This is a genomic window from Kineosphaera limosa NBRC 100340, from assembly GCF_000298215.1.
In the GTDB taxonomy this organism is placed as follows: Bacteria; Actinomycetota; Actinomycetes; order Actinomycetales; family Dermatophilaceae; genus Kineosphaera; species Kineosphaera limosa.
In genome coordinates, this window is the sequence record NZ_BAHD01000040.1 from 1 (window position 1) to 20,292 (window position 20,292).

The 20,292-nt window shown below is 71.2% G+C and carries 18 protein-coding genes, 3 pseudogenes and 1 riboswitch; of the genes and pseudogenes, 15 read left to right on the forward strand and 6 right to left on the reverse strand.

Annotated elements, in window-relative coordinates:
* The 4 genes and pseudogenes from KILIM_RS12330 to KILIM_RS12350 all read left to right on the forward strand — a co-directional run.
* A pseudogene (locus tag KILIM_RS12330) lies at positions 1-476 on the forward strand (hypothetical protein); the annotation flags it as partial.
* 296 nt (positions 477-772) lie between these two features.
* Positions 773-1,318 (forward strand): peptide deformylase, encoded by a 546-nt coding sequence (gene def, locus KILIM_RS12335; RefSeq protein ID WP_006593025.1) that lies wholly within the window; start codon positions 773-775, stop codon positions 1,316-1,318.
* Positions 1,318-2,265 (forward strand): methionyl-tRNA formyltransferase, encoded by a 948-nt coding sequence (gene fmt, locus KILIM_RS12340; protein WP_006593026.1) that lies wholly within the window; start codon positions 1,318-1,320, stop codon positions 2,263-2,265. The genes def and fmt overlap by 1 nt, the downstream gene beginning before the upstream one ends.
* A 233-nt stretch (positions 2,266-2,498) precedes the next feature.
* Positions 2,499-4,007 (forward strand): RsmB/NOP family class I SAM-dependent RNA methyltransferase, encoded by a 1,509-nt coding sequence (locus KILIM_RS12350; RefSeq protein ID WP_255247645.1) that lies wholly within the window; start codon positions 2,499-2,501, stop codon positions 4,005-4,007.
* A 15-nt stretch (positions 4,008-4,022) separates the two neighbouring features.
* Here KILIM_RS12350 and KILIM_RS12355 read toward each other — a convergent pair whose 3' ends face one another.
* A complete protein-coding gene (locus tag KILIM_RS12355; RefSeq protein WP_006593029.1) occupies positions 4,023-4,235 on the reverse strand; it encodes a dodecin in 213 nt (70 codons plus the stop codon).
* Positions 4,236-4,347: 112 nt separating this feature from the next.
* Entirely contained in the window at positions 4,348-5,127 is a 780-nt protein-coding gene (locus tag KILIM_RS12360) for a helix-turn-helix domain-containing protein (protein ID WP_006593030.1), read from the reverse strand.
* Positions 5,128-5,282: 155 nt separating this feature from the next.
* On the opposite strand from KILIM_RS12360, the gene KILIM_RS12365 reads away from it, so the two are divergent.
* Together KILIM_RS12365 and rpe are read left to right on the forward strand one after the other, a co-directional pair.
* The gene (locus KILIM_RS12365; RefSeq protein ID WP_006593031.1) at positions 5,283-5,798 is read left to right on the forward strand and encodes a VOC family protein; all 516 of its coding nucleotides are present in this window, start codon (positions 5,283-5,285) and stop codon (positions 5,796-5,798) included.
* A gap of 65 nt (positions 5,799-5,863) precedes the next feature.
* The gene (gene rpe, locus KILIM_RS12370) at positions 5,864-6,547 is read left to right on the forward strand and encodes a ribulose-phosphate 3-epimerase (protein ID WP_006593032.1); all 684 of its coding nucleotides are present in this window, start codon (positions 5,864-5,866) and stop codon (positions 6,545-6,547) included.
* Positions 6,548-6,576: 29 nt separating this feature from the next.
* On the opposite strand, the gene KILIM_RS12375 is transcribed toward rpe, so the two are convergent.
* On the reverse strand, positions 6,577-7,032 hold the full coding sequence (locus tag KILIM_RS12375; RefSeq protein ID WP_006593033.1) for an SRPBCC family protein: 456 nt from the start codon (positions 7,030-7,032) through the stop codon (positions 6,577-6,579).
* A 144-nt stretch (positions 7,033-7,176) separates the two neighbouring features.
* Between KILIM_RS12375 and recQ the strand changes: the two are divergent.
* The 6 genes and pseudogenes from recQ (at position 7,177) to ribH (ending at position 13,960) form a co-directional block, all read left to right on the forward strand.
* A pseudogene (recQ, locus tag KILIM_RS12380) lies at positions 7,177-9,143 on the forward strand (DNA helicase RecQ).
* 128 nt (positions 9,144-9,271) lie between these two features.
* A riboswitch (FMN riboswitch) is annotated at positions 9,272-9,420 on the forward strand.
* 155 nt (positions 9,421-9,575) lie between these two features.
* Complete coding sequence (gene ribD / locus KILIM_RS12385; RefSeq protein WP_246308447.1) at positions 9,576-10,655, forward strand: bifunctional diaminohydroxyphosphoribosylaminopyrimidine deaminase/5-amino-6-(5-phosphoribosylamino)uracil reductase RibD; 1,080 nt, start codon at positions 9,576-9,578, stop codon at positions 10,653-10,655.
* An 80-nt stretch (positions 10,656-10,735) separates the two neighbouring features.
* On the forward strand, positions 10,736-11,365 hold the full coding sequence (locus tag KILIM_RS12390; RefSeq protein WP_006593037.1) for a riboflavin synthase: 630 nt from the start codon (positions 10,736-10,738) through the stop codon (positions 11,363-11,365).
* Positions 11,362-12,066: a nicotinamide riboside transporter PnuC gene (gene pnuC, locus KILIM_RS12395; RefSeq protein ID WP_006593038.1), complete on the forward strand. Its 705-nt coding sequence runs from the start codon at positions 11,362-11,364 to the stop codon at positions 12,064-12,066. Before KILIM_RS12390 ends, pnuC begins: the two co-directional genes overlap by 4 nt.
* Positions 12,063-13,493 carry a 3,4-dihydroxy-2-butanone-4-phosphate synthase gene (gene ribB / locus KILIM_RS12400; protein ID WP_006593039.1) on the forward strand — a complete coding sequence of 477 codons (1,431 nt, stop codon included), beginning with the start codon at positions 12,063-12,065 and terminating at the stop codon, positions 13,491-13,493. The genes pnuC and ribB overlap by 4 nt, the downstream gene beginning before the upstream one ends.
* Positions 13,493-13,960, forward strand: coding sequence for a 6,7-dimethyl-8-ribityllumazine synthase (gene ribH, locus KILIM_RS12405; RefSeq protein WP_006593040.1), 468 nt, complete (start codon positions 13,493-13,495; stop codon positions 13,958-13,960). Before ribB ends, ribH begins: the two co-directional genes overlap by 1 nt.
* A 34-nt stretch (positions 13,961-13,994) precedes the next feature.
* On the opposite strand, the gene KILIM_RS12410 is transcribed toward ribH, so the two are convergent.
* The 3 genes and pseudogenes from KILIM_RS12410 to KILIM_RS24990 form a co-directional block, all read right to left on the reverse strand.
* Positions 13,995-14,966 (reverse strand): aldo/keto reductase, encoded by a 972-nt coding sequence (locus KILIM_RS12410; RefSeq protein WP_006593041.1) that lies wholly within the window; start codon positions 14,964-14,966, stop codon positions 13,995-13,997.
* A gap of 38 nt (positions 14,967-15,004) precedes the next feature.
* Positions 15,005-15,949, reverse strand: coding sequence for an MFS transporter (locus KILIM_RS12415; protein WP_006593042.1), 945 nt, complete (start codon positions 15,947-15,949; stop codon positions 15,005-15,007).
* A 76-nt stretch (positions 15,950-16,025) separates the two neighbouring features.
* A pseudogene (locus KILIM_RS24990) lies at positions 16,026-16,427 on the reverse strand (MFS transporter); the annotation flags it as partial.
* Between the two features lie 96 nt (positions 16,428-16,523).
* Here KILIM_RS24990 and KILIM_RS12420 point away from each other — a divergent pair.
* The 3 genes from KILIM_RS12420 (at position 16,524) to KILIM_RS12430 (ending at position 20,180) form a co-directional block, all read left to right on the forward strand.
* The gene (locus KILIM_RS12420; RefSeq protein WP_255247646.1) at positions 16,524-17,123 is read left to right on the forward strand and encodes a TetR/AcrR family transcriptional regulator; all 600 of its coding nucleotides are present in this window, start codon (positions 16,524-16,526) and stop codon (positions 17,121-17,123) included.
* Positions 17,124-17,307: 184 nt separating this feature from the next.
* The gene (locus tag KILIM_RS22440; protein WP_051988776.1) at positions 17,308-17,853 is read left to right on the forward strand and encodes a MarR family winged helix-turn-helix transcriptional regulator; all 546 of its coding nucleotides are present in this window, start codon (positions 17,308-17,310) and stop codon (positions 17,851-17,853) included.
* A gap of 65 nt (positions 17,854-17,918) precedes the next feature.
* The gene (locus KILIM_RS12430) at positions 17,919-20,180 is read left to right on the forward strand and encodes an MDR family MFS transporter (RefSeq protein WP_006593046.1); all 2,262 of its coding nucleotides are present in this window, start codon (positions 17,919-17,921) and stop codon (positions 20,178-20,180) included.
* The last annotated feature ends 112 nt before the right edge of the window (positions 20,181-20,292 follow it).

Genomic DNA, 20,292 nt, shown 5'->3' on the forward strand with positions numbered 1-20,292 from the left:
ACCGCGGGGGCGTCGTCGTGCTCGCCGGCGCGCCGACCCACGACCGACTGCCGCCCGTGGAGGCGCTCGTGCGGTGGGCGCCGGAGTGGTTCGCCGACCGCGAGCTCACCGAACGCACCGCCCTGCGACTGCCACCCACGGTCTGGACCGCGCGCCTCTCCGGGCCGCAGGGCGCCCTGGGCGACGCGCTTGCCGCGCTGCCGGCCGTGGGGCTGCCGCCGTCGGTCGAGCACATCGGGCCGGTTCTGCTGGACCAGAGTCCACACAATTCTGTGGCGATGATCTCCGGTGCGACATTGGGTTCGGTACCCCCGACGCCGGAGGCCGAGCGGCCCGCGCACGTGCTGCTGCGCGCTGACCCCGCCGATGCCGCCGCGGCAACCGCAGCCCTGAGCCGCTGGCGCCGACTGCGCAGCGTCCGCAAGGACGGCGGGGGCGTGAGCGTCCGGGTCGGCGCCCACGAGCTCGGCGGCTGACCCGATGGCACGGTTGGCGCGACTGGCCGGGGCGACTGCCGTTTCACATGTTGGGCGGTGTGGTCCCTGCCGACGGTTGCGGTCGCAACGGCATCGCTCGGCAGGGAGCGCAACGGTGAGCCGGGCGGCTGCGGTCTCACATGTTGGGCGGTGCGGGTCCTGCCGACGGTTGCGGTCGCAACAGCAACGGTCGGCAGGGTGCGCGACGGTCGGGCGGGGCGGGGCGATGGGTCCCCGCCTAGACTGGCGGCTGCTGCATCCGCCGCCTAGCCGACGACCTCGACCTGAAGGATCACGTGGCCATCCAGGACATCCGCCTCTTCGGCGATCCCGTACTGCGCACCCCTGCCGCCCCGGTCGTGGACTTCGACAAGGAGTTGCGCACCCTCGTGCGAGACCTCACCGACACGATGCGCGACGCCCCGGGAGCCGGGCTCGCCGCACCGCAGATCGGTGTCAGCCTGCGGGTCTTCACGTGGTGGGTCGACGGGGAGCTGGGCCACCTCATCAACCCCGATCTGCGCCTCTCGGACGAGCAGCAGGACGGCGACGAGGGGTGCCTGAGCATCCCCGGGCTCGTCGCCGACACGCCCAGGGCATTGCGGGTCGTCGCTCGCGGCTTCGACCAGCACGGCGAGCCGGTCACCATCGAGGGCTCGCAGCTGCTGGCCCGCTGCATCCAGCACGAAACCGACCACCTCGACGGCATCCTGTTCATCGACCGCCTCGACCGAGCCGCGCGCAAGGAGGCCCTCAAGGCGATCCGCAGCGCCGAGTGGGCCGGGCTGCCGGGGCCGATCGTCAAGGTCAGCCCGCACCCGACCCGTGGCACGGGGCAGTGATGCGGCTGCTGTTCGCCGGCACCCCCGACCCGGCCGTCGTCGCCCTGGAGGCGCTGCTCGCCTCCCGGCACGAGGTCGTCGCCGTGCTCACCCGCCCCGACGCGCGCACCGGCCGCGGCCGATCTCTGCACCCCAGCCCCGTCAAACAGGTCGCCCTCGACGCCGGCCTGGAGGTACTCACTCCGGCCCGGCCCCGCGATCCCGAGTTCGCCGACCGACTGGCGGAGTTGGCTCCCGATGCCGCCCCGATCGTCGCCTACGGAGGGCTCATCCCACCCGCCCTGCTCGACGTCCCGGCGCACGGCTGGATCAACCTGCACTTCTCCCTGCTGCCCGCCTGGCGCGGCGCCGCGCCCGTGCAACACGCGCTCATCGCCGGCGACGAACTGACCGGCGCCACGACCTTCCGGCTGGAGGAGGGCCTGGACACCGGGCCCGTGCTCGGCCTGTGCACCGAACCGATCGGCGCCACCGACACCGCCGGAGACCTGCTCGGCCGGCTCGCGCACGCCGGCGCCCGGCTGCTGACCGACACCCTCGACGCGCTGGAGGAGGGCCTGCTCGAGGCCCGCCCGCAGCCCGCCGAGGGTGTCAGCCTGGCGCCGAAACTGACCGTCGATGACGCGCGGGTGCGCTGGGGGCACACCGCCGCCCAGATCGACCGGCGCATCCGCGGGTGCACGCCGGCGCCCGGTGCGTGGAGCACGCTGCGCGGCGAGCGCGTCAAACTCGGTCCGGTGACTCTGGCCGTGGCGGAGGGTGCCGACGAGTCGGCGGCCGAACCGCTCGCGCCCGGAGAGGTGCGGGCCGGCAAGCGCGCCGTTCTGGTGGGCACCGGCAGCACGCCCGTGCAACTGCAGGCCGTGCAGCCGCCCGGCAAGCGTCCGATGGCGGCGGCCGACTGGGCGCGCGGCGCGCGCATCACCGACGGGGAGCGATTCGAGTGACGCAGGATCGACGTGACGGCGGCCGCGATCGAGGCCGTGATCGCGACAGTGCTCGTGACGGTGCTCGCGATAGTGCTCGCGGTGGCGCGGGCGGGCGGGATCGCGGCCGAGATCGTGGTGGCGAAGGTGGCCGGTCGCGCGCGGATCGCCGGGACCTGCGGGCCGGCCGTCCGCAGCGCCGCACGGCCACCGCGCCCTCTCAACGCTCCCGCTCGGCCGATGACGCGCGCCTCGTGGCGTTCGAGGTAATGCGGGCGATCGACGACGGCGCGTACGCCAACCTCGAACTCCCGCGCGCGCTGCGGCGGGCCGGGCTGACCGGCCGAGACGCGGCGTTCGTCACCGAACTCGTCTACGGCGCAACGCGACTGCGCGGACGCTACGACCCGATCATCGGGCGCGGTGCGGGCCGCGACGTCACGGACATCGACCCCGAGGTGCTCGACGTGCTGCGCCTGGGCGCCCACCAGTTGCTCGGCATGCGGGTCGACTCCTACGCGGCGGTCGACTCCAGCGTCGCGCTGACGCGCGAACTGCTCGGCACGGGTCGGGCCGGCTTCGTCAACGCGGTACTGCGGCGCGTCAGCGAGAAGGATCCGCAGCAGTGGCGCGACATCCTGCTCAAGGGCGTTGAGCCCGGCTCCGACGAGGCGCTGGCCGTCAGCCACTCCCATCCCGCCTGGGTCGTCCGTGCCCTGCGTGCTGCTCTGGAGGCGCACCTGGGGGAGGATGCCGACTCCGGCGGCGGCATCGAGGCCCTCCTGGAGGCCGACAACGCGCCCGCGACCGTTGCCCTCGTGGCGCGGCCGGGCCTGGCGGACGTCGAGGAACTCGTGGCAGCCGGCGCGACCCGCTCGCAACTCTCGCCGATCGCGGCGCTCCTGGAGTCCGGCGGCGACCCGGGCCGCATCGCGGCGGTGCGCTCGAGCCGAGCCGCGGTGCAGGACGAGGGATCCCAGCTCGTCGCCCTCGCGGCGCTGGCGGCAGCGGCCGAAAACGGCACCGTGGAGGCCCGGCCGACCGAGCCCGACGGCGGGCAGCCGTTGCACGAGCCCGACAACGACCGTCCCGACGAGCACAGAGGCGATGACGAGCCCACCGGCGAGCCGGAGGGCGCGCGCTGGCTCGACCTGTGCGCCGGGCCCGGCGGGAAGGCCGCTCTGCTCGCCGCCGCGTCGATCGGCGCGGGCGCGACGTTGTTCGCCAACGACGCCTCCGAACACCGCACCCGCCTCGTTGACCAGGCGGTCGGTGCGGCAATCGATGCCGGCGCGGACGTCTTCGTCGGCACCGGCGACGGCCGTGAGATCGGCGAGCAGGAGCCGGACTCGTTCGATCTGGTGCTGCTCGACTCTCCGTGCACGGGGTTGGGGGCGCTGCGCCGACGTCCGGAGGCCCGGTGGCGGCGCTCCCCGGAGGACGTCGGCTCCCTCTCGCAGCTGCAGGGCGAACTGCTGGATTCCGCGGTGGCCGCGACGAAGCCCGGCGGGCTCATCGCCTACATCACCTGCAGCCCGCACCCGGCCGAGACCCGCTTCGTCGTCGCCGACGCCGTCGCTCGCCACGAGAACCTGGAGGCGCTCGACGCCCAGCCGTACGTGCGGGACGCCTCCGGTCAACCGGTGTCCGACCTCGGCCAGGCCCCCTACGTGCAGCTGTGGCCGCACCGGCATGGCACCGACGCGATGTTCCTGGCGCTGCTGCGCAAGCGCTCCGCGGCGACGGCTTCTGCGACGTCGTAGCTTTCAGACGTCGTGTCAGACCTCGTCGTAGCGGAAGCCCACCTTCATCGTCACCTGGATGTGCTCGACGCTCTGGTCCTGCAGGTGGCCGCGAATGCTGGTCACCTCGAACCAATCGAGGTTCTGCACCCTCTTGGCCATGCGCTCGATGCCGTTCTTGATGGCGTCGTCGACCGAGGTCTTGGACGTGCCGACGATCTCGCTGATCGAGTAGACGTTCTCGGACACGGGCTGCTCCTTCACCGGTGCACTGGGGTCGGCCGCGACCGGCCCCAACGGACATGATCCGCCCGAGCCTAATGGGGGTGCACCTAGACGGCGCGCCGCGCGATCGCACCAGTCAGGAGCCGTGGCTGGAGCGCCGGTACGCCCCGGGAGTGAACCCCAGGACGTCGCGGAAGTCGCGGATGAGGTGGGCCTGGTCGGCGTAGCCGAGGTCGGCCGCCAGCGCGGCCAGGGTGACGTCCGGGTCTTCGCGGGCCACGACGGCCGCCTCCTGCAGGCGGCGCCGCCGGATCATCGTCAGCGGCGTCAGCCCCACATAGCGCTGGGTCAGGCGCTGCACGGTGCGCACCGAGAGGTTCATCGCTGCGGCCACGTCCTCGACCCTGCGTAGGGTCGCGTCCTCCTCGATGCGGGACACCAGGTCGTTGGCCGCCAGGTCGTCGGGCGTCACCGTGGGCACGCGCTCGAGCAGCCACGCCTCGAAGGCTCTGCACGCTTGCTCCGGCTCCGGAGGATCGAGGGCCATCGGGGCTGCGACGCGGGCGTGCAGGTCGGGCTCGGTCACGAGCTCGTACCGATCGCGCACCCGCGCGGGGTCGGGACAGATCCCCGGCGTCGCGGCGGGGCGCAGCAACGCGCCGACGCCCCAGCCACGATCCGTCAGGTCACGGTGGCTGCGCGTCGTGGTCGGGCCGGAGATCCCGACGCAGGAGTCCTCGACGACGAGGTTGAGCGCGGGAAACGCGAGCAACTCCTGGCGCGAGATGCGCCCGGGCGCGATGTCCCAGCGGGAGACCCAGAACCACCGCACGAGGTGCCCCACCGCCGGGCTCGGGGCGTGCCGAGAGAAGGAGGGCAGCTGGTTTGGGTAGAGGATCCCGCGGGTCGACGCCACGTCACCGACGCTAGCTGGGCCGCGGGCCCAGGTGGCGCCTCTGAAGTCATACGAGCCAGCAGCTATTCGAGGCAGCGCAGCGGGGGAGGTCAGCGAATGCAGGCTGACGCGAATGTTCAATTCCACCGACCCGGCCCGCGCCTAGCGTCATGGCTATGACGAACGAGACCCCGCCCCGCCCCGCTGACGGCCGACACACCACCGACGGAACCCCGCATGGCTACACCCGGCTCACCCCCTTCCTCGTGGTACCGCGCGCCACCGACGCCATCGCCTTCTACGAGCAGGTCTTCGGCGCTCGCGTCCTCGGCGTGACCGAGATGGGTGGCGTCGTCGTGCACGCCGAGCTCGACTTCGGCAACGGCCGCCTCCAACTCGGCGAGCCGAACCCCGACTACGGGCTGGTGCCGCCTCCCGGCAGCCTGACCGGCGCCGACGACGTCTGCTACTCCCTGGCCATCTACGTGCCGGATGTCGACGCGGTGGTCGCCGCCGCCGAGGCTGCGGGCGCGCAGGTGCGCGAGCCGGTCGTCACCTTCGTCAGCGGCGATCGCTTCGGCAGCATCCTCGACCCGTTCGGGGTGCGGTGGTCGGTGATGACTCGGGTCGAGGACCTCAGCGAGCACGAGAGCGAGGCGCGCGTCCGCGAGTGGGCTGCCCAGCAAGCCTGAAAGTCTGGCCCGGGCGCCGGCCCGCGCCGACGCCGCCCACCAGCGGTTGCGGGTAGGTTCGGGGCGTGCAGATCTCACCGAGCATCCTGTCGGCCGACTTCGCCAACCTGCAGCACGAGCTGGACGCGATCGCCACCGCGGACTGGGCCCACGTCGATGTCATGGACGCGCACTTCGTGCCGAACCTGACCCTGGGTCTGCCCGTCGTGGAGGCGCTGCTCAAGGTGAGCCCGATCCCCATCGACTGCCACCTGATGATCGACGACCCCGACCGCTGGGCGCCGGGCTACGCGCAGGCCGGCGCGCAGAGCGTCACGTTCCACATCGAGGCGGCGACCGACCCGGTGCGGCTCGCGCGCGCGATCCGTGGCGAGGGCGCCCGGGCGGCGATGGCGATCAAGCCGGGGACGCCGTTCGCGCCCTACGAGGAGCTGCTGCCCGAGCTCGATATGGTGCTCATCATGACCGTCGAGCCCGGCTTCGGCGGTCAGAAGTTCATGGCCGACATGATGCCGAAGGTGCGCCAGGCGCGGGAGGCCGTGCGCCGCCACGGCGGGGAGATCTGGATCCAGGTCGACGGGGGAGTCGCCGCCGACACCATCGAGCAGTGCGCGGAGGCCGGCGCCGACGTCTTCGTCGCGGGCTCGGCCGTCTACGGCGCCGACAACCCCGAGCTGGCCGTCGAGGCCCTGCGCGCCCTGGCCCGGGCCCACGACCACGCCGACCACCACGCCCACAATCACGGCTGAGGCGCCGCAGCCCGCTCCGGCGCTCCCGCTCAGCTCTGCGCCAGGGTTTTCAGGCGCGCCAGGCCTTTTTCGAAGTCGCCGCCGAGGCGCTTGTCCATCCGCATCACCACAAAGAAGAGTTTGCCGACGAGGTTCTGTCGGCCCGTCATCGTCCAGGTCACATCGGTGCCGCCGCCGGCGGGGACGATGTCGAAGCGGGCGCGCTGCCGGGCGGGGAAGGGCCGCACGAACACCAGTTGCAGGTCGACCTCGCTGCGGCTGGAGGCGGTGATCTCCATCGACCCCTCTCCGGCGGTCTTGTTGCCGGTCCAGGTGTGCCGGGCGCCGACGCCGCGCTCCGGGCCGGTGTAGTGGTGGCGCATGTCGGGATCGAGGTCGTTCCAGGGTGACCAGTGCTCCCAGTGGCGCAGGTCGTCGATGAGGTCGTGGACGCGACTGGGCGGCGCCTCGATGTGGACGCTGCGGGCGACGCTGAACTCGGCCATGGCCACACTCTAGAAAGCCGACGACCGCGGCGGAACAGCCGCGCCGGGCCACTGACACACCAGGTGGCTGCGCGGGCTGTGGAAGACCGGCGAAGCCTGTCGGTGGCGCCGCTTAGGGTGGGGCCCATGGTGCAGCCCTCCGTGATGCCGGCGCAGCCCGTGCTGCCGGCGCAGTCCGCTGTGCCGGCAGAGCAGCCGACGCTTGTCGGCGAGCCCGACGACCGCGCCGCCGACGGGCTTGCCCTTGCGGAGCTGCGGCGGGTGTGGGGATATGAGCACTTCCGCGGCGACCAGGCCGCGATCGTCGACACGCTGATCGACGGGGGCGACGCCCTCGTGCTCATGCCGACCGGCGGCGGCAAGTCGCTGTGTTACCAGGTCCCATCCCTCGTTCGCGAGGGCACCGGCATCGTCGTCTCCCCGCTCATCGCCCTCATGGCCGACCAGGTCGACGCGCTCGCGGCCCTGGGTGTGCGCGCCGGCTTCCTCAACTCCACCCAGACCCACGAGCAGCGCCGCGCGACCGAAGCGGCCTACCGCAGTGGCGAACTCGATCTCCTGTACCTGGCGCCGGAGCGGCTGCGCGGCGAAGAGACGGCCCGTCTGCTGGACTCCGGGCGGATCGCCCTGTTCGCCATCGACGAGGCGCACTGCGTCTCCCAGTGGGGCCACGACTTTCGCCCCGACTACCTGCAACTCTCGATGCTGCACGAACGCTGGCCCACCGTCCCGCGCATCGCGCTCACCGCGACCGCCACCCGCGAGACGCACGCGGAGATCGCTCACCGCCTCCAGTTGCAGGGCGCCCGCCACTTCGTCGCCGACTTCGACCGGCCCAACATCACCTATCGGATCGTGGCCAAAGACAACCCGCGCGCCCAGTTGCTCGCTTTTCTGCGCGATGAGCACCCCGGTGAGGCCGGCATCGTCTACTGCCTGAGCCGTAACAGCGTCGAGCAGACCGCCGAGTACTTGGCCGCTGCGGGCGTTCCGGCGTTGCCATATCACGCCGGCCTCGACCGGCACACGCGGGCGAGCAATCAGGCGCGGTTCCTGCGCGAGGAGGGCCTGGTCATGGTCGCGACCATCGCGTTCGGCATGGGCATCGACAAGCCCGATGTCCGCTTCGTCGCGCACCTCGACCTGCCCAAGTCCGTCGAGGGCTACTACCAGGAGACGGGTCGCGCGGGCCGCGACGGCCTACCCTCCACGGCCTGGATGACGTACGGCCTGGCCGACGTCGTCCAGTTGCGCCGGATGATCGAGAGCGGCGAGGGCGATGCCGCGCACCGTCGCCGCCAAGGCCAGCACCTCGACGCGATGCTCGCCCTCTGCGAGACCGTCACCTGTCGTCGTTCTCAGCTGCTGGCCTACTTCGGGCAGGAGGGACGCGCGGCCTGCGGCAACTGCGACACGTGCACCCAGCCGCGCCCGACTCCTGGGACGGCACGGTCCCCGCCCAGAAGCTGCTGTCGACCGTCGTGCGCCTCGACCGCCGCGGGCAGCGCTACGGCGCCGGGCACCTCGTCGACATTCTGCTCGGCAAGCGCACCGCCCGCGTCGAGCAACTCGGCCATTCCGACCTGAGCACCTTCGGCATCGGCACCGAGTGCTCCGAGCCCGAATGGCGCGGGGTCGTGCGCCAGCTGCTGGCCGGCGGGCTGCTGGCGGTGCAGGGGGAGTACGGCACGCTCGGGCTCACGCAGGCCAGCGGTGCGGTGTTGCGGGGCGAGCGGCAGATCATGCTGCGACGCGAGCTGCCGAAGGCACGGCGCGCCGGCGGCGGCTCACGCGCCGGAGGTAGTTCGGGCGGGCCCAGTGGCTCGGGCGGCTCGAAGGCTGCCGCCGACCTCGACCCGCAGTCCGCGGCGGTGTTCGAGAGCCTGCGCGCCTGGCGTGCCGCGACCGCCAAGGAGCAGGGGGTGCCCGCCTATGTCGTCTTCCATGACGCCACGCTGCGCGGTATCGCCGCCGCCGCGCCCACCACGCTCGACGAGCTGAGCGCCATCAGCGGGGTCGGCGCCGCCAAGCTCGAGCGGTACGGCCCGGGTGTGCTGGCCACGCTCACCAGCGACGCGGCCGAAACAGCGCAGGCGGGCCCCGGAGGGTAGCCCGCTCGCAGGGCTGCTCGCCTGCCTGCTCGTCCGGGGCTCGTCCGGCGCTCGTCCCGGCGCTCGCCCCGGGCTGCTCGTTCGAACGCGGTGGTGCGCGCGGTGGGGTGTGCCTGGCATACTGAGCCGCACGTGCTCCGGGGTCGGTGTAATTCCGAACCGGCGGTGATAGTCCGCGACCCGCGGCCACGGGCCTCCAACCGGAGGTCGGTGGGGCGGTTGATCTGGTGAAATTCCAGAACCGACGGTGAAAGTCCGGATGAGAGGCAGCACGTGCGGTGACGGCATTCGCTACCGAGCAGTGTTCGGTAGCGGCGGCGACCGGCCTTTGCGTGTCGATGACGACGTGCTGGTCGGCGAGTTCGCTGTCGTTGCGATGCGCGTCCTCGCGCACCCCGGAGCTCGGACGAATTCGCCGAGCCGGGAGACATCATGAGCGGACTGCACGGGGTAGGGCCTGCCTCCATGCCGCGCGATCTGGCGCCGCTGATGCCCGCCCAGGCCATGGACCTGGCGGCCGAGCTGGGGGCCAACGGCCCAGAAGCCGATCCGAACCCCCGCGTCGGGGCAGTCCTCCTGGACGCTCACGGCCGCTTCATCGGCGGTGGGCACCACCGCGGCGCCGGGACGTCGCATGCCGAGATCGACGCGCTCCATCGCGCTCGATCCGGCGACCACGAGACGCGCGGCGCGACCGCGTACATCACCCTCGAGCCGTGCGCCCACACCGGACGCACGGGACCGTGTGCCGACGCTCTCTTCGAGGCCGGGGTCGCACACGTCGTCTACGCAGCGCCCGACCCCAATCCCGTCGCCGGTGGCGGCGCCCGGTATCTGACCCAGGCCGGGGTGCTCACCGAGCTGCGGCACCACGACGCCGCGGCTGCGCTGACCCGCCGATGGCGGCGGGCCATGGCGCTGGGCCGACCGTGGGTGACGTGGAAAACCGCGTCCACCCTGGACGGGCGCATCGCCGCCGCCGACGGCACCAGCCGGTGGATCACCTCCGCGCTGGCCCGCGCCGACGTGCACGATCTGCGCTCTCGCTGCGGTGCCGTCATCACGAGCACCGGCACCGCCCTGGCAGACGACCCGCACTTCACCGTGCGCGACGGTGGCCGCCCCGAGGGTGAACTGGCCGACCGGCAACCTCTGCGGGTCGTGCTCGGCGAGCGCGCCCTGCCCGCCGACGCGCACCTGCTCGACGACGCCGCGCCGACCTTGGTGCTGCGCTCCCGCGACGCGCGGGCCGCCCTGGCGCGGCTGCACGAGGAGGGGGTGCGTCGGGTGCTGCTGGAATGCGGACCGACGATGGCCGCAGCCTTCCTGCGCCAGGGCCTCGTCGACGAGGTCGTCGCCTATATCGCCCCGGCCCTGCTCGGCGCGGGCGGCTCCCTCATCGGCGACCTCGGCATCACCGCCATGGACGACGTGCTGCGGCTGCACACCCGCGACGTCACCCGCCTCGGTCCCGACGTACGCCTGACCCTCGAAATCCCGCGGCGCCAGTGACGTCGCCGCAGCACTGCGCCACAGAGCCGCCATCGCAGAACCGATCGCAGCACAGCCCGAAGCCAAGGAGCACCTCAGTCATGTTCACCGGAATCGTCGAGGAGGTCGGCGAGATCCTCGAGGTCACGCAAGGGGCCGACTCCGCCGTGCTGCGCGTCCGCGGCCCCCTCGTGGTCAGCGACGCGACCCACGGCGCCTCCATCGCGGTCGGCGGCGTCTGCCTGACGGTCACCGACCTGCGCGAGGACGCCTTCAGCGTCGATGTCATGCGCGAGAGCCTCGAGCGCTCCGCCCTGGGCGATCTGCGCCCCGGCTCTCGCGTCAACCTCGAGCGAGCGGTCCGCGCCGACGGGCGCCTCGGCGGGCACATCGTGCAGGGCCACGTCGACGGCACCGGCGTCATCGCCGCCCGCGAGCCCGGCGACCGGTGGGAGGTCGTGACGATCGAACTGCCCGAGCAGCTCGCCAAATACGTGGTGGAGAAGGGGTCGATCGCCGTCGACGGAGTGTCGCTGACCGTTTCCGCACTGGTGCCCGGCGGGTTCTGCGTCAGCCTCATCCCGACGACGCTGGAGGCGACCACCCTGGGTGCTGCGGCCGTCGGCGACCGCGTGAACCTCGAGGTCGACGTGCTGGCCAAGTACGTCGAGCGGCTACTGGTTGCCGGTGAGCTGCCCGCGCAGGGCGGGTCGGCGCAGGTGCCCGCGTGAGCGACTTCTTGCTGCGGCTCTTCGAGGCCCACCTCGTCATCGCCGGCTATCCGTTGCTCGTGCGCGAGATCATCGGCAACGGCTTCGGATTCGCCTCCGCGATTGGCGGGCTGCGGCGCCGGGTGTGGGCCTGGCCGGTGGGGATCATCGGCAACGTCATCCTCTTCACCGTGTTCTTCGGGGTGGCCCTGAGCGTCCCCGACGACCGGCATCCGTTGTACGGGCAGGCGTTCCGGCAGATCTTCTTCATCATCACCAGCATCTACGGCTGGTGGATGTGGCGGCGTGCGCGCGTCGGCAAGCGCAAGGAGGCGCCCGCGATCGTGCCGCGTTGGGCGACGGCGCGCGAACGCCTGGCCTTCGTGGCGGTCTGGGTGCTTGGCGTCGTAGTCTGCCAACAAGTGTTTGCGAGCGTCGGGGCGGGCTGGGACGCGCCGCGCTGGTACTTCTGGGCCGACGCGTGGATCTTCGTCGGTTCGATCGTCGCGACGTTCGCGATGGCTCGCGGCTGGGTCGATTTCTGGCTGGCGTGGATCGCCGTCGACCTGGTCGGGGTGCCGCTGCTGTGGCACAGCGCCTACTACCCGAGCGCCGTGCTCTACATCGTCTACGGGGTGCTGGTGATCTGCGGCTTCATCGTGTGGCTGCGTGCCGCGCGTGCGGAACGCAGATCGCCGGAGGAACAGGAGGTCTTCTCATGAGTGCGGAACCGATCCGGGCCGACTGGCCGACGCAGGGGCCGCAGGCCGTCGCGGTGGGACAGCCCGATCGCCTGACGGGGTTGGCGACGATTCCGCAGGCCTTGGCGGCGTTGCGACAGGGGCGCGGAGTGCTCGTGCTCGACGACGCCGACCGAGAGAACGAGGGAGATGTCGTCTTCGCCGCGGCGACGATGAGCGACGCGGCCTGCGCCTGGGCGATCCGACACACCTCCGGCTACCTGTGCGCGCCGCTGACCGGTGAACTGGCCGACCGGTTCGAGCTGCCGCAGATGGTGACTCGTAACGAGGACGACCTGCGCACCGCCTACACGGTGACCGTCGACGCGCGCACCGGGGTGACCACCGGCATCAGCGCTGCCGACCGGGCCCGCACGGCCCGGGTGCTGGCCGACCCGCAGGCCGGGCCCGGCGACCTCATCCGCCCGGGGCACCTCGTGCCGCTGCGCGCCCGCGACGGTGGGGTGCTCGTGCGCGGCGGACACACCGAGGCGGCGGTCGACCTCTGCCGGCTGGCCGGGCTGCCTCCGGTCGGGGTGATCGGTGAGCTCGTGCACGACGAGGGGGAGATGATGCGCGGCCCCGCCGTGCTTGAACTCGGCGGCGAGGCAGAGATGCCGGTCATCACCATCGAGGACCTCATCGCGTGGCGGCGGCGGCACGACCGGGTGCAGCGAATCACCACCACGTCGCTGCCGACGCGCCACGGCCGGTTCACGATGCACGGCTACCGCGACCGGCTGACCGGGGCCGAGCACGTCGCCCTGGTGCACGACGGAGGATCGGTGGCTACGAGCGTCCCGCCGCTGGTGCGGGTGCATTCGGAGTGCTTGACCGGCGACGCCTTCGGCTCGGCACGCTGCGACTGCGGGCCGCAGTTGGAGCAGGGGATGCGGCTGGTCGCCCGGCACGGCGGCGCGGTCGTCTACCTGCGCGGGCACGAAGGCCGCGGCGTCGGTCTGTTGGCCAAGCTCGCGGCCTACGCGCTGCAGGACGAGGGGCTGGACACCGTCGACGCGCAGACCGCGCTGGGGCTGCCGGTCGATGCGCGCGACTACGACGCGGCGGTGGCGATCCTGCACGACCTGGATCTGCTGCGCGTCGAGTTGCTGACCGGCAATCCCGCGAAGATCGCGGCGCTGGGGGAGGGCGGCATCGAGGTCTGCGCATCTCGGCCGGTCGGCCCTGGCGCCACCCCGGAGAACATCGCCTATCTGCACACCAAAGCGGCGCGGATGGGGCACCAGTTGGTCAGCGCCGGCGGGTCGGACTTTGTGCTCGGCCTGGTCGGTGGCGGTGAGTCAGACAGTGTGTCGAACCCGTCGCAGGGCTTGGTGTCGGGCCCTGCGATGGCAGCCGATAGGTCGAGTGAGTCGCGCGCGAACGGCGCGCCGCGGGAGAGGCAGTGATGGTAGGAGCAGGATCGCCGGAGTTCAGCGTCGACGCGAGCGGCCTGTCGGTCGCCGTGGTGGCGGCCCGCTGGCACGAGGCGTTCATGGACGGTCTGCTCGACGGCGCCACTCGGGCGTTGGGCGAGGCGGGCGTCAACGACCCGACTGTCGTGCGCGTGCCGGGCAGCTTCGAGTTGCCGGTCGCGGTCGCCCATCTCGCCCGGACCCACGACGCGGTCGTCGCGCTGGGCGTCGTCATCAAGGGCGGCACGCCGCACTTCCACTTCGTCGCCGACGCGGTGAGCCAGCAGCTCGCCCGCATCGCCGTCGACTCCGGCAAGCCGGTCGGCTTCGGCCTGCTGACCTGCGACAACGAAGCGCAGGCCCGTGACCGCTCCGGCCTCTCCGGCTCTCACGAGTCCAAGGGCTACGAAGCCGCCCAGGCCGCGATCGCTACCGCCGTAGCCCTGCGCGACCTCCCCTGATACCCGCTATGTCGAGGGGCGCAGGGTCGTTGCCTCAGTAGCCCGTCGGATCGCGGGGAGTGTAGCCGGCCTCGAGGGCGGCCGCCTCATCGTCGGTGAGCTCGATGGCCACGGCGGCGGCAGCGTCGGTGATGTGCTCCAGGCGCGTGGCGCCGATGATCGGGGCTGTCACGACGGGATGGCGCATCACCCAGGCCAGGGCGACCTGGGCCATCGGGACCCCGCGCTCACGGGCGATCCGCTCGACGGCGTTGATGATCTCGGGGTCGCCATCGCCAAAGAACCGTTTGCCGTTGGCGTCCTGCTCCGAGCGTGTGGTCGTCGTGCCGTAGGGGCGGGCGACGCGGCCGCGAGCGAGCGGGCTCCACGGCAGGCTGCCGACGCCCTGGTCGGCGAGCAGCCCGAACATCTCGCGCTCCTCCTCTCGTTGCAGCAGCGAGTACTGGTTCTGCATGGAGACGAACGGAGTCCAGCCGTGCAGCCGCGCCGCGTGCTGGAGCTTGGCGAACTGCCACGCGTGCATCGAAGAAGCACCGAGGTAGCGCACTTTGCCGCTGGCCACGAGGTCGTGCAACGCCTGCATCGTCTCCTCGACCGGGGTGTGCGGGTCGAAGCGGTGGATCTGGTACAGGTCGATCCAATCGGTGTCGAGTCGCCGCAGGGAGGCTTCGACCTGTTCGAAAATTGCGCGACGGGAGAGCCCGCTCTCGCCCGGCCCACTGCCCATCGGGAAGAAGACCTTCGTGGTCAGGACGATCTCCTCGCGCCGCGTCAGCCGTCGGATGGCGCGGCCGACGATCTCTTCGCTGGCGCCGTGCCCGTAGGAGTTGGCCGTGTCCCACAGCGTGATTCCCGACTCCAGGGCGGTGCGGAAGAACGCATCGGCGTCGTCTTCACCGATCATCCATCCGGTGCCGCCGGCCGGTGGGGCGCCGAAGCTCATGCAGCCGAGCGCGACGGGCGAGACGCGCAATCCGGACGTGCCGAGTCGAATGAGGTTGCTCATGTGTGTCCTCCGAGGTGAGGTGAGGTGGGGTGTCGGTTTCACGCCGCGGCGGATGCGTGGGCGGGTGTGCGGGAGGTCCCCGATGTCATGGTCAGGCTCGCGACCGCCGCGATGACGCAGCCGGCGACCGAGACCGCGAACGAGATCCGGAAGGCGGTTTCGAGGCCGACCGAGGTGGTCAGCGCAGCCAGGATGACTGCGGCCACGGCGGTGCCGAGCGCTCCGCCGAGTTGTTGCATGATGCGGGTCTGCATCGACACTTGCGCGACCGCTTCGGGCTCCAGTTGCTCGAAGGCGTTGGCCATGATCGGCACCATCAGGGCGCCGAGGCCGAGCCCGCGCACCAGCAGGGTGGCTCCGAGCAGCACCTCGCTGGTGTGTTCGCCGGCGAACGCGAAGGGGAGCGTGGCCACGCCGACCAGCAGGAACGATGCCATCGTGGTGGTCCGCGCTCCGAGGCGTTCGACGACGCGGGCGATGACGAGGCGAGTCAGTAGCGACCCGATGCCTTGCGGGATGAGCAGGAGGGCGGCGGCGAGCACACCTTGGCCGCGCTCCATCTGCCAGTACAGCGGCAGCAGGAACATGCCGCCGAACAGGGTCACGCCGAGAAGGAACATCATGAGCGTCGACGAGCCGATGTTGCGTCGGGCGAGCAGGGTGAGATCGATGAGGGCCCGTTCGCCGCGGCGCAGCGCCCAGAGCACGAATCCGGCGACGAGCAGCGCCCCCACCGCCAGCGCGCCCCAGGCCAGCGCCGGGGACTGTGCCTCACTGAACTGCGAGAAGCCGTACACGACCGCCGTGATGCCGGGGACCAGGAGTGCGAACCCCAGGGCGTCCAGGCCGGGCCGTGGGCCGGTCGCCTCCGGGTCCGCGGGAAGCACCCGCCACGCCGCGACGATGCCGACGAGGCACAACGGCACGTTGATGAGAAACACCCAGCGCCAGTCGCCGAGCGCGAGCAGGATGCCGCCGAGCACTGGCCCGAGGATCGGGTCCGACGGCCAGCGGCAGGCTGATCGCCGCGGTGACTCGGGCCGTCGATCGACCCCCGGAGGCTCGCACGGCCAGGGTCTGCATCAAGGTCATGAGCACGCCGGCGCCCAGGCCTTGGAGCACCCGGAACCAGATGAGGCTCGTCGGGTTCCAGGCCAACGAGCACAGCACCGAGCCGGTGAGGAAGACCGTCAGAGCGAGAATCCAGAGACGCTTGCCGCCGACGCGAGCCTCCAGCCAGCCGACGGTCGGGATCACGCCGGTCAACGCCAGGAGGTAGGCGGTGGCGACCCACTGGATCTCGCCGACGGAACTGTGCAGGTCGACGACCAGGGAATGCAGTGCGATCGTCACTACCGTGGTGTCGAGAATCGCAGCGATGCCGCCGAGGACGAGGGTGGCGATCACGTGCCGGGTTGCCGGGTCGAGCGGCGTGGAGCTCGACGGGTTAGATGCACTCACGTATCTAATATGCGCCTCGGCTGCTAAGATACACAAGTGACTCTTGAGCAAAGGGTTGATGCCCCCCGTCGCAGGCGTCGTGGGGCCGATCTGGAGGTGGCGATCCTCGATGCCGCCTGGGCGCAGTTGGCGCAGGAGGGTTACGCCAACTTCACGTTCGCCTCGGTTGCGGCCCGGGCGGGCACGAGTCGGCCTGTGCTCTACCGCCGGTGGGCCACGAAGGAAGAGCTGGTACTGGCCGCCGTGGAGCACGGCGGGCGCCAGGTGCGGCGCACGATTCCGGACACGGGGTTGCTCCGAGGCGACGTCATCCAGGTGCTCCTGGACCTCAATGAGACCCGAGCCGACTTCTCCGCGATGCTCGTGGCGCGCCTCGGTGTCCTGTACTCCCAGACCGACGTCACACCTGCCGACCTGAGGGACCGGTTTCTGCGCGGCAACACCGTCCACCCGTTACGCACCGTGGTGGCGCGCGCCGTCGAGCGCGGCGAGGTCGATCCGCAGCGGGTGCGCGCGCGCGTACTCGCCGTGCCGATCGACCTCGTGCGCCATGGGCTCATGATGCGGTTGGCACCTCTGCCCCGCTCCGAAATCGAGGAGATCGTCGACGACGTCTTCCTCCCGCTTCTCGGCGTTCCCGAGCCCGAGCCCGAGCCCGCGTTCGCCCGGCCGGCCGGGAGTCCGAGTTGTCGTTAGTGGGGCCGAGTTGTCGTTCTTATGTGACGTCTCGGGTGTGAAAGTGACGACTCGCCCCAGGCGGAAGTGACGACGCGGGTGTCGCAGGGCGGTCGGCGGCTGGTCGGGCCGTAGATGAAGCTCCCCTGAGAATGGGCGACGGACATTTGGTTGCATGTGCCAAGCAACCGTATGGTCGCTGCTTGTGACGAACACTCCACAGGGGTCTCTGCAGTCATCGGCTGCAGCAGACGCCACCGCGCAGGAGGGTCCTGCGGACTCCGCCGACCACCTCGCGTCGGTCAATGAACTGCGCTCGCAGTTCGTGCTGTTCAAGCGCACGCTGAACCTCCTGCGAGCCAATACCGCGCACCCTGACCTGGGACCCTCGGGCCTGCCGATGCTCGGCATGCTGCACTGGCTCGGACCGCAACGCACCACCGCCCTCGCGGCAAAACTCTTCCTCGACCCCTCGACGGTCAGCCGTCAGGTCGACACCCTCACCCGCTCCGGGTACGTCGAGAAACTCGCCGACCCGGACGACGGCCGTGCCTCCCTCGTGCATCTGACCGACACCGGCGAACAGGCGCTCACGCAGCACCTGCAGACCATCGGCAGCACCCTGAACGGCCTTTTGGCGGACTGGAGCGTCGCTGACCTGCGCACCCTGTCCGCCCTCCTCGGGCGTCTCAACAGCGACGTTCACGCCCGTTTTCCCGGCGCGACCGACATCAGCGGGCCGTCAGTCTGACCCGCGGTGGCCCGAGCCCGACCGTGGGTTCGACACCGCGGCGTCCCACCTTCCGAGGAGCCTCGATGAGCACCATTGCCCACACCGCCGACGCCGGCGCCCACACCGCCGACGCCGGCGCCCACCGCGCTGCGGGGCGCCCTTCGGCCCCGCCCGAACCGGCGGCGGACAGCTTCACCTATCCCGACCACTCGCAGGTCATGCGCATCCTGCTCGCCCTCATGGCGGGTATGTTCCTGGCCGCGCTCGACCAGACGATCGTCTCCACTGCGATCCGCACGATCGCCGACGACCTCGGCGGCCTGGACCGCCAGGCGTGGGCGACGACCGCCTACCTCATCACCTCGACGATCGCGACGCCGCTGTACGGCAAGCTGTCCGACATCTACGGTCGGCGCCGGTTCTTCCTCTTCGCCATCGCCGTCTTCGTCGTCGGGTCGGCGCTGTGCACGATGTCGACCTCGATGTACATGCTCGCCGCGTTCCGCGCGGTACAGGGCATCGGCGCCGGCGGCCTCTTCTCGCTGGCGTTGGCGATCATCGGCGACATCGTTCCGCCGCGCGAGCGCGCCCGCTACCAGGGCTACTTCCTGGCGGTCTTCGGCACCTCCAGCGTGCTCGGCCCGGTCGTCGGCGGCTTCCTCGCCGACCAGAGCTCGATCCTGGGCATCGCCGGCTGGCGCTACGTCTTCCTCATCAACGTGCCGATCGGCATCGCTGCGTTCATCGGCGTCTACATCAACCTGCACACCTCGCACACCCGCGTCAACCACCGCATCGACTGGTGGGGCGCGGTCACCCTGGTCGCCGCGCTGGTGCCGCTGCTCATCGTCGCCGAGCAGGGCCGCGAATGGGGCTGGACCTCCGGGGCCGCGATCACCTGCTACGTCATCGGCGTCGTCGGCCTCATCGCCCTGCTGCTCGCCGAGCGGTCGGCCGGGGTCGAGGCGCTCATCCCGATGCGGCTCTTCTCCAACCCCGCGTCCGGGATGCCGCTTCTCGTCGGCGTCTTCGTCGGCTTCGGCATGTTCGGCGCGATGATGACCCTGCCGCTGTGGCTGCAGATCGTGCACGGCTACTCGGCGATCCAGTCCGGCCTGGCCATGCTGCCGCTGACCGCGGGCATCATGACCGCCTCGCTCATCTCCGGCCAGCTGATCTCGCGCACCGGGCGCTACAAGGCGTTCCCGATCATCGGTACCGCGTTGATGACGCTGGGTGCCTTCCTCCTCTCGCGCGTCGAGGTCGACTCCTCGATGTGGTACGTCTGCGTCGCGATGGCCGTCTTTGGATTCGGTCTCGGTAACTGCATGCAGCCGCTGACCCTGGCGGTGCAGAACGCCGTTGCGCGCACCGACATGGGGGTCGCCACCTCCGCCGCGACGTTCTTCCGACAGATGGGTGGCACGCTCGGTACGGCCGTCTTCCTCTCCGTGCTCTTCTCCACGGTGCAGGACAAGATCGCCGACGCCTACCGCGCCGCCGCCGCGACACCGGAGTTCGTCGCCGCGATTCACGACCCCGCCGTGCTGAGCAACCCGGCCAACCGGCCGATCCTGGGGATGCTCGACGGCGGCGGCTCCGGCGGCTCGATGCTCTCGGACACCGCATTCCTCAACACCGCCGACCCGCGACTGACGGAGCCGTTCAAGGCGGGCTTCTCCGACTCGATCAGCCTCGTGCTGACGATGGCGATCGTCGTGCTGCTCGTGACCACCGTGCTCACCCTCTTCATCCCCGAGCGGCCGCTGGCCACCCGTGCCCAGGAGGGCCAGCAGGTGGAGTCGGAAGCCGATGGGTCGGCCGCAACTGGTTCCCACGCAGCCGTTGCACACAATGCCGGTGGCTCGAACCACGCGGCAGGTGCGAACCACGCGGCAGGTGCGAACGGCGCGGCAGGTGCGAACGGCGTTGTTGCGAATGACGCTGCCGCAGCCGTCGCGGCGACCACCCACGTCGCGCCGATCGTCTCGCCGCCGGCCCGTCCCGGTGCCGACGAGAGCGATGTCGATACCTCGCCCGACCTCTTTGCGCGCGACCCCTGGGCCGCCGCCGCCCTGACCACACCCCTCCCGGAAGGCAGCGCCATGTCCGCCGATCACAAGCCCGTCAGCGGGCCCGACAACATGCTCGACTACCCGTTCCCGCTGCGCCCCGGCCTGCAGGCTCGGCTCGCGCTGCCCGAGGACCTCACCGACGAGGAGGCGAGCCGCCTCGGTGCATTCCTCACGACCCTGGCCGTCCCCGCCGCCTGGGCCGAGAGTGACGACTCGGAACACCTGCAGTGCGCCGAGCACCGGGACGCCCCCGACCACTCGGAGCACTGACCCCCACCTTCCCGAAGTCACCACTGTGCGGCGGCGTCCAGAGTGATTGCTCTGAACGTCGCCGCACAGTGTGTCTCGACCGTCGAAAGGTCGGCTGGGTGGGCCTCTTGGG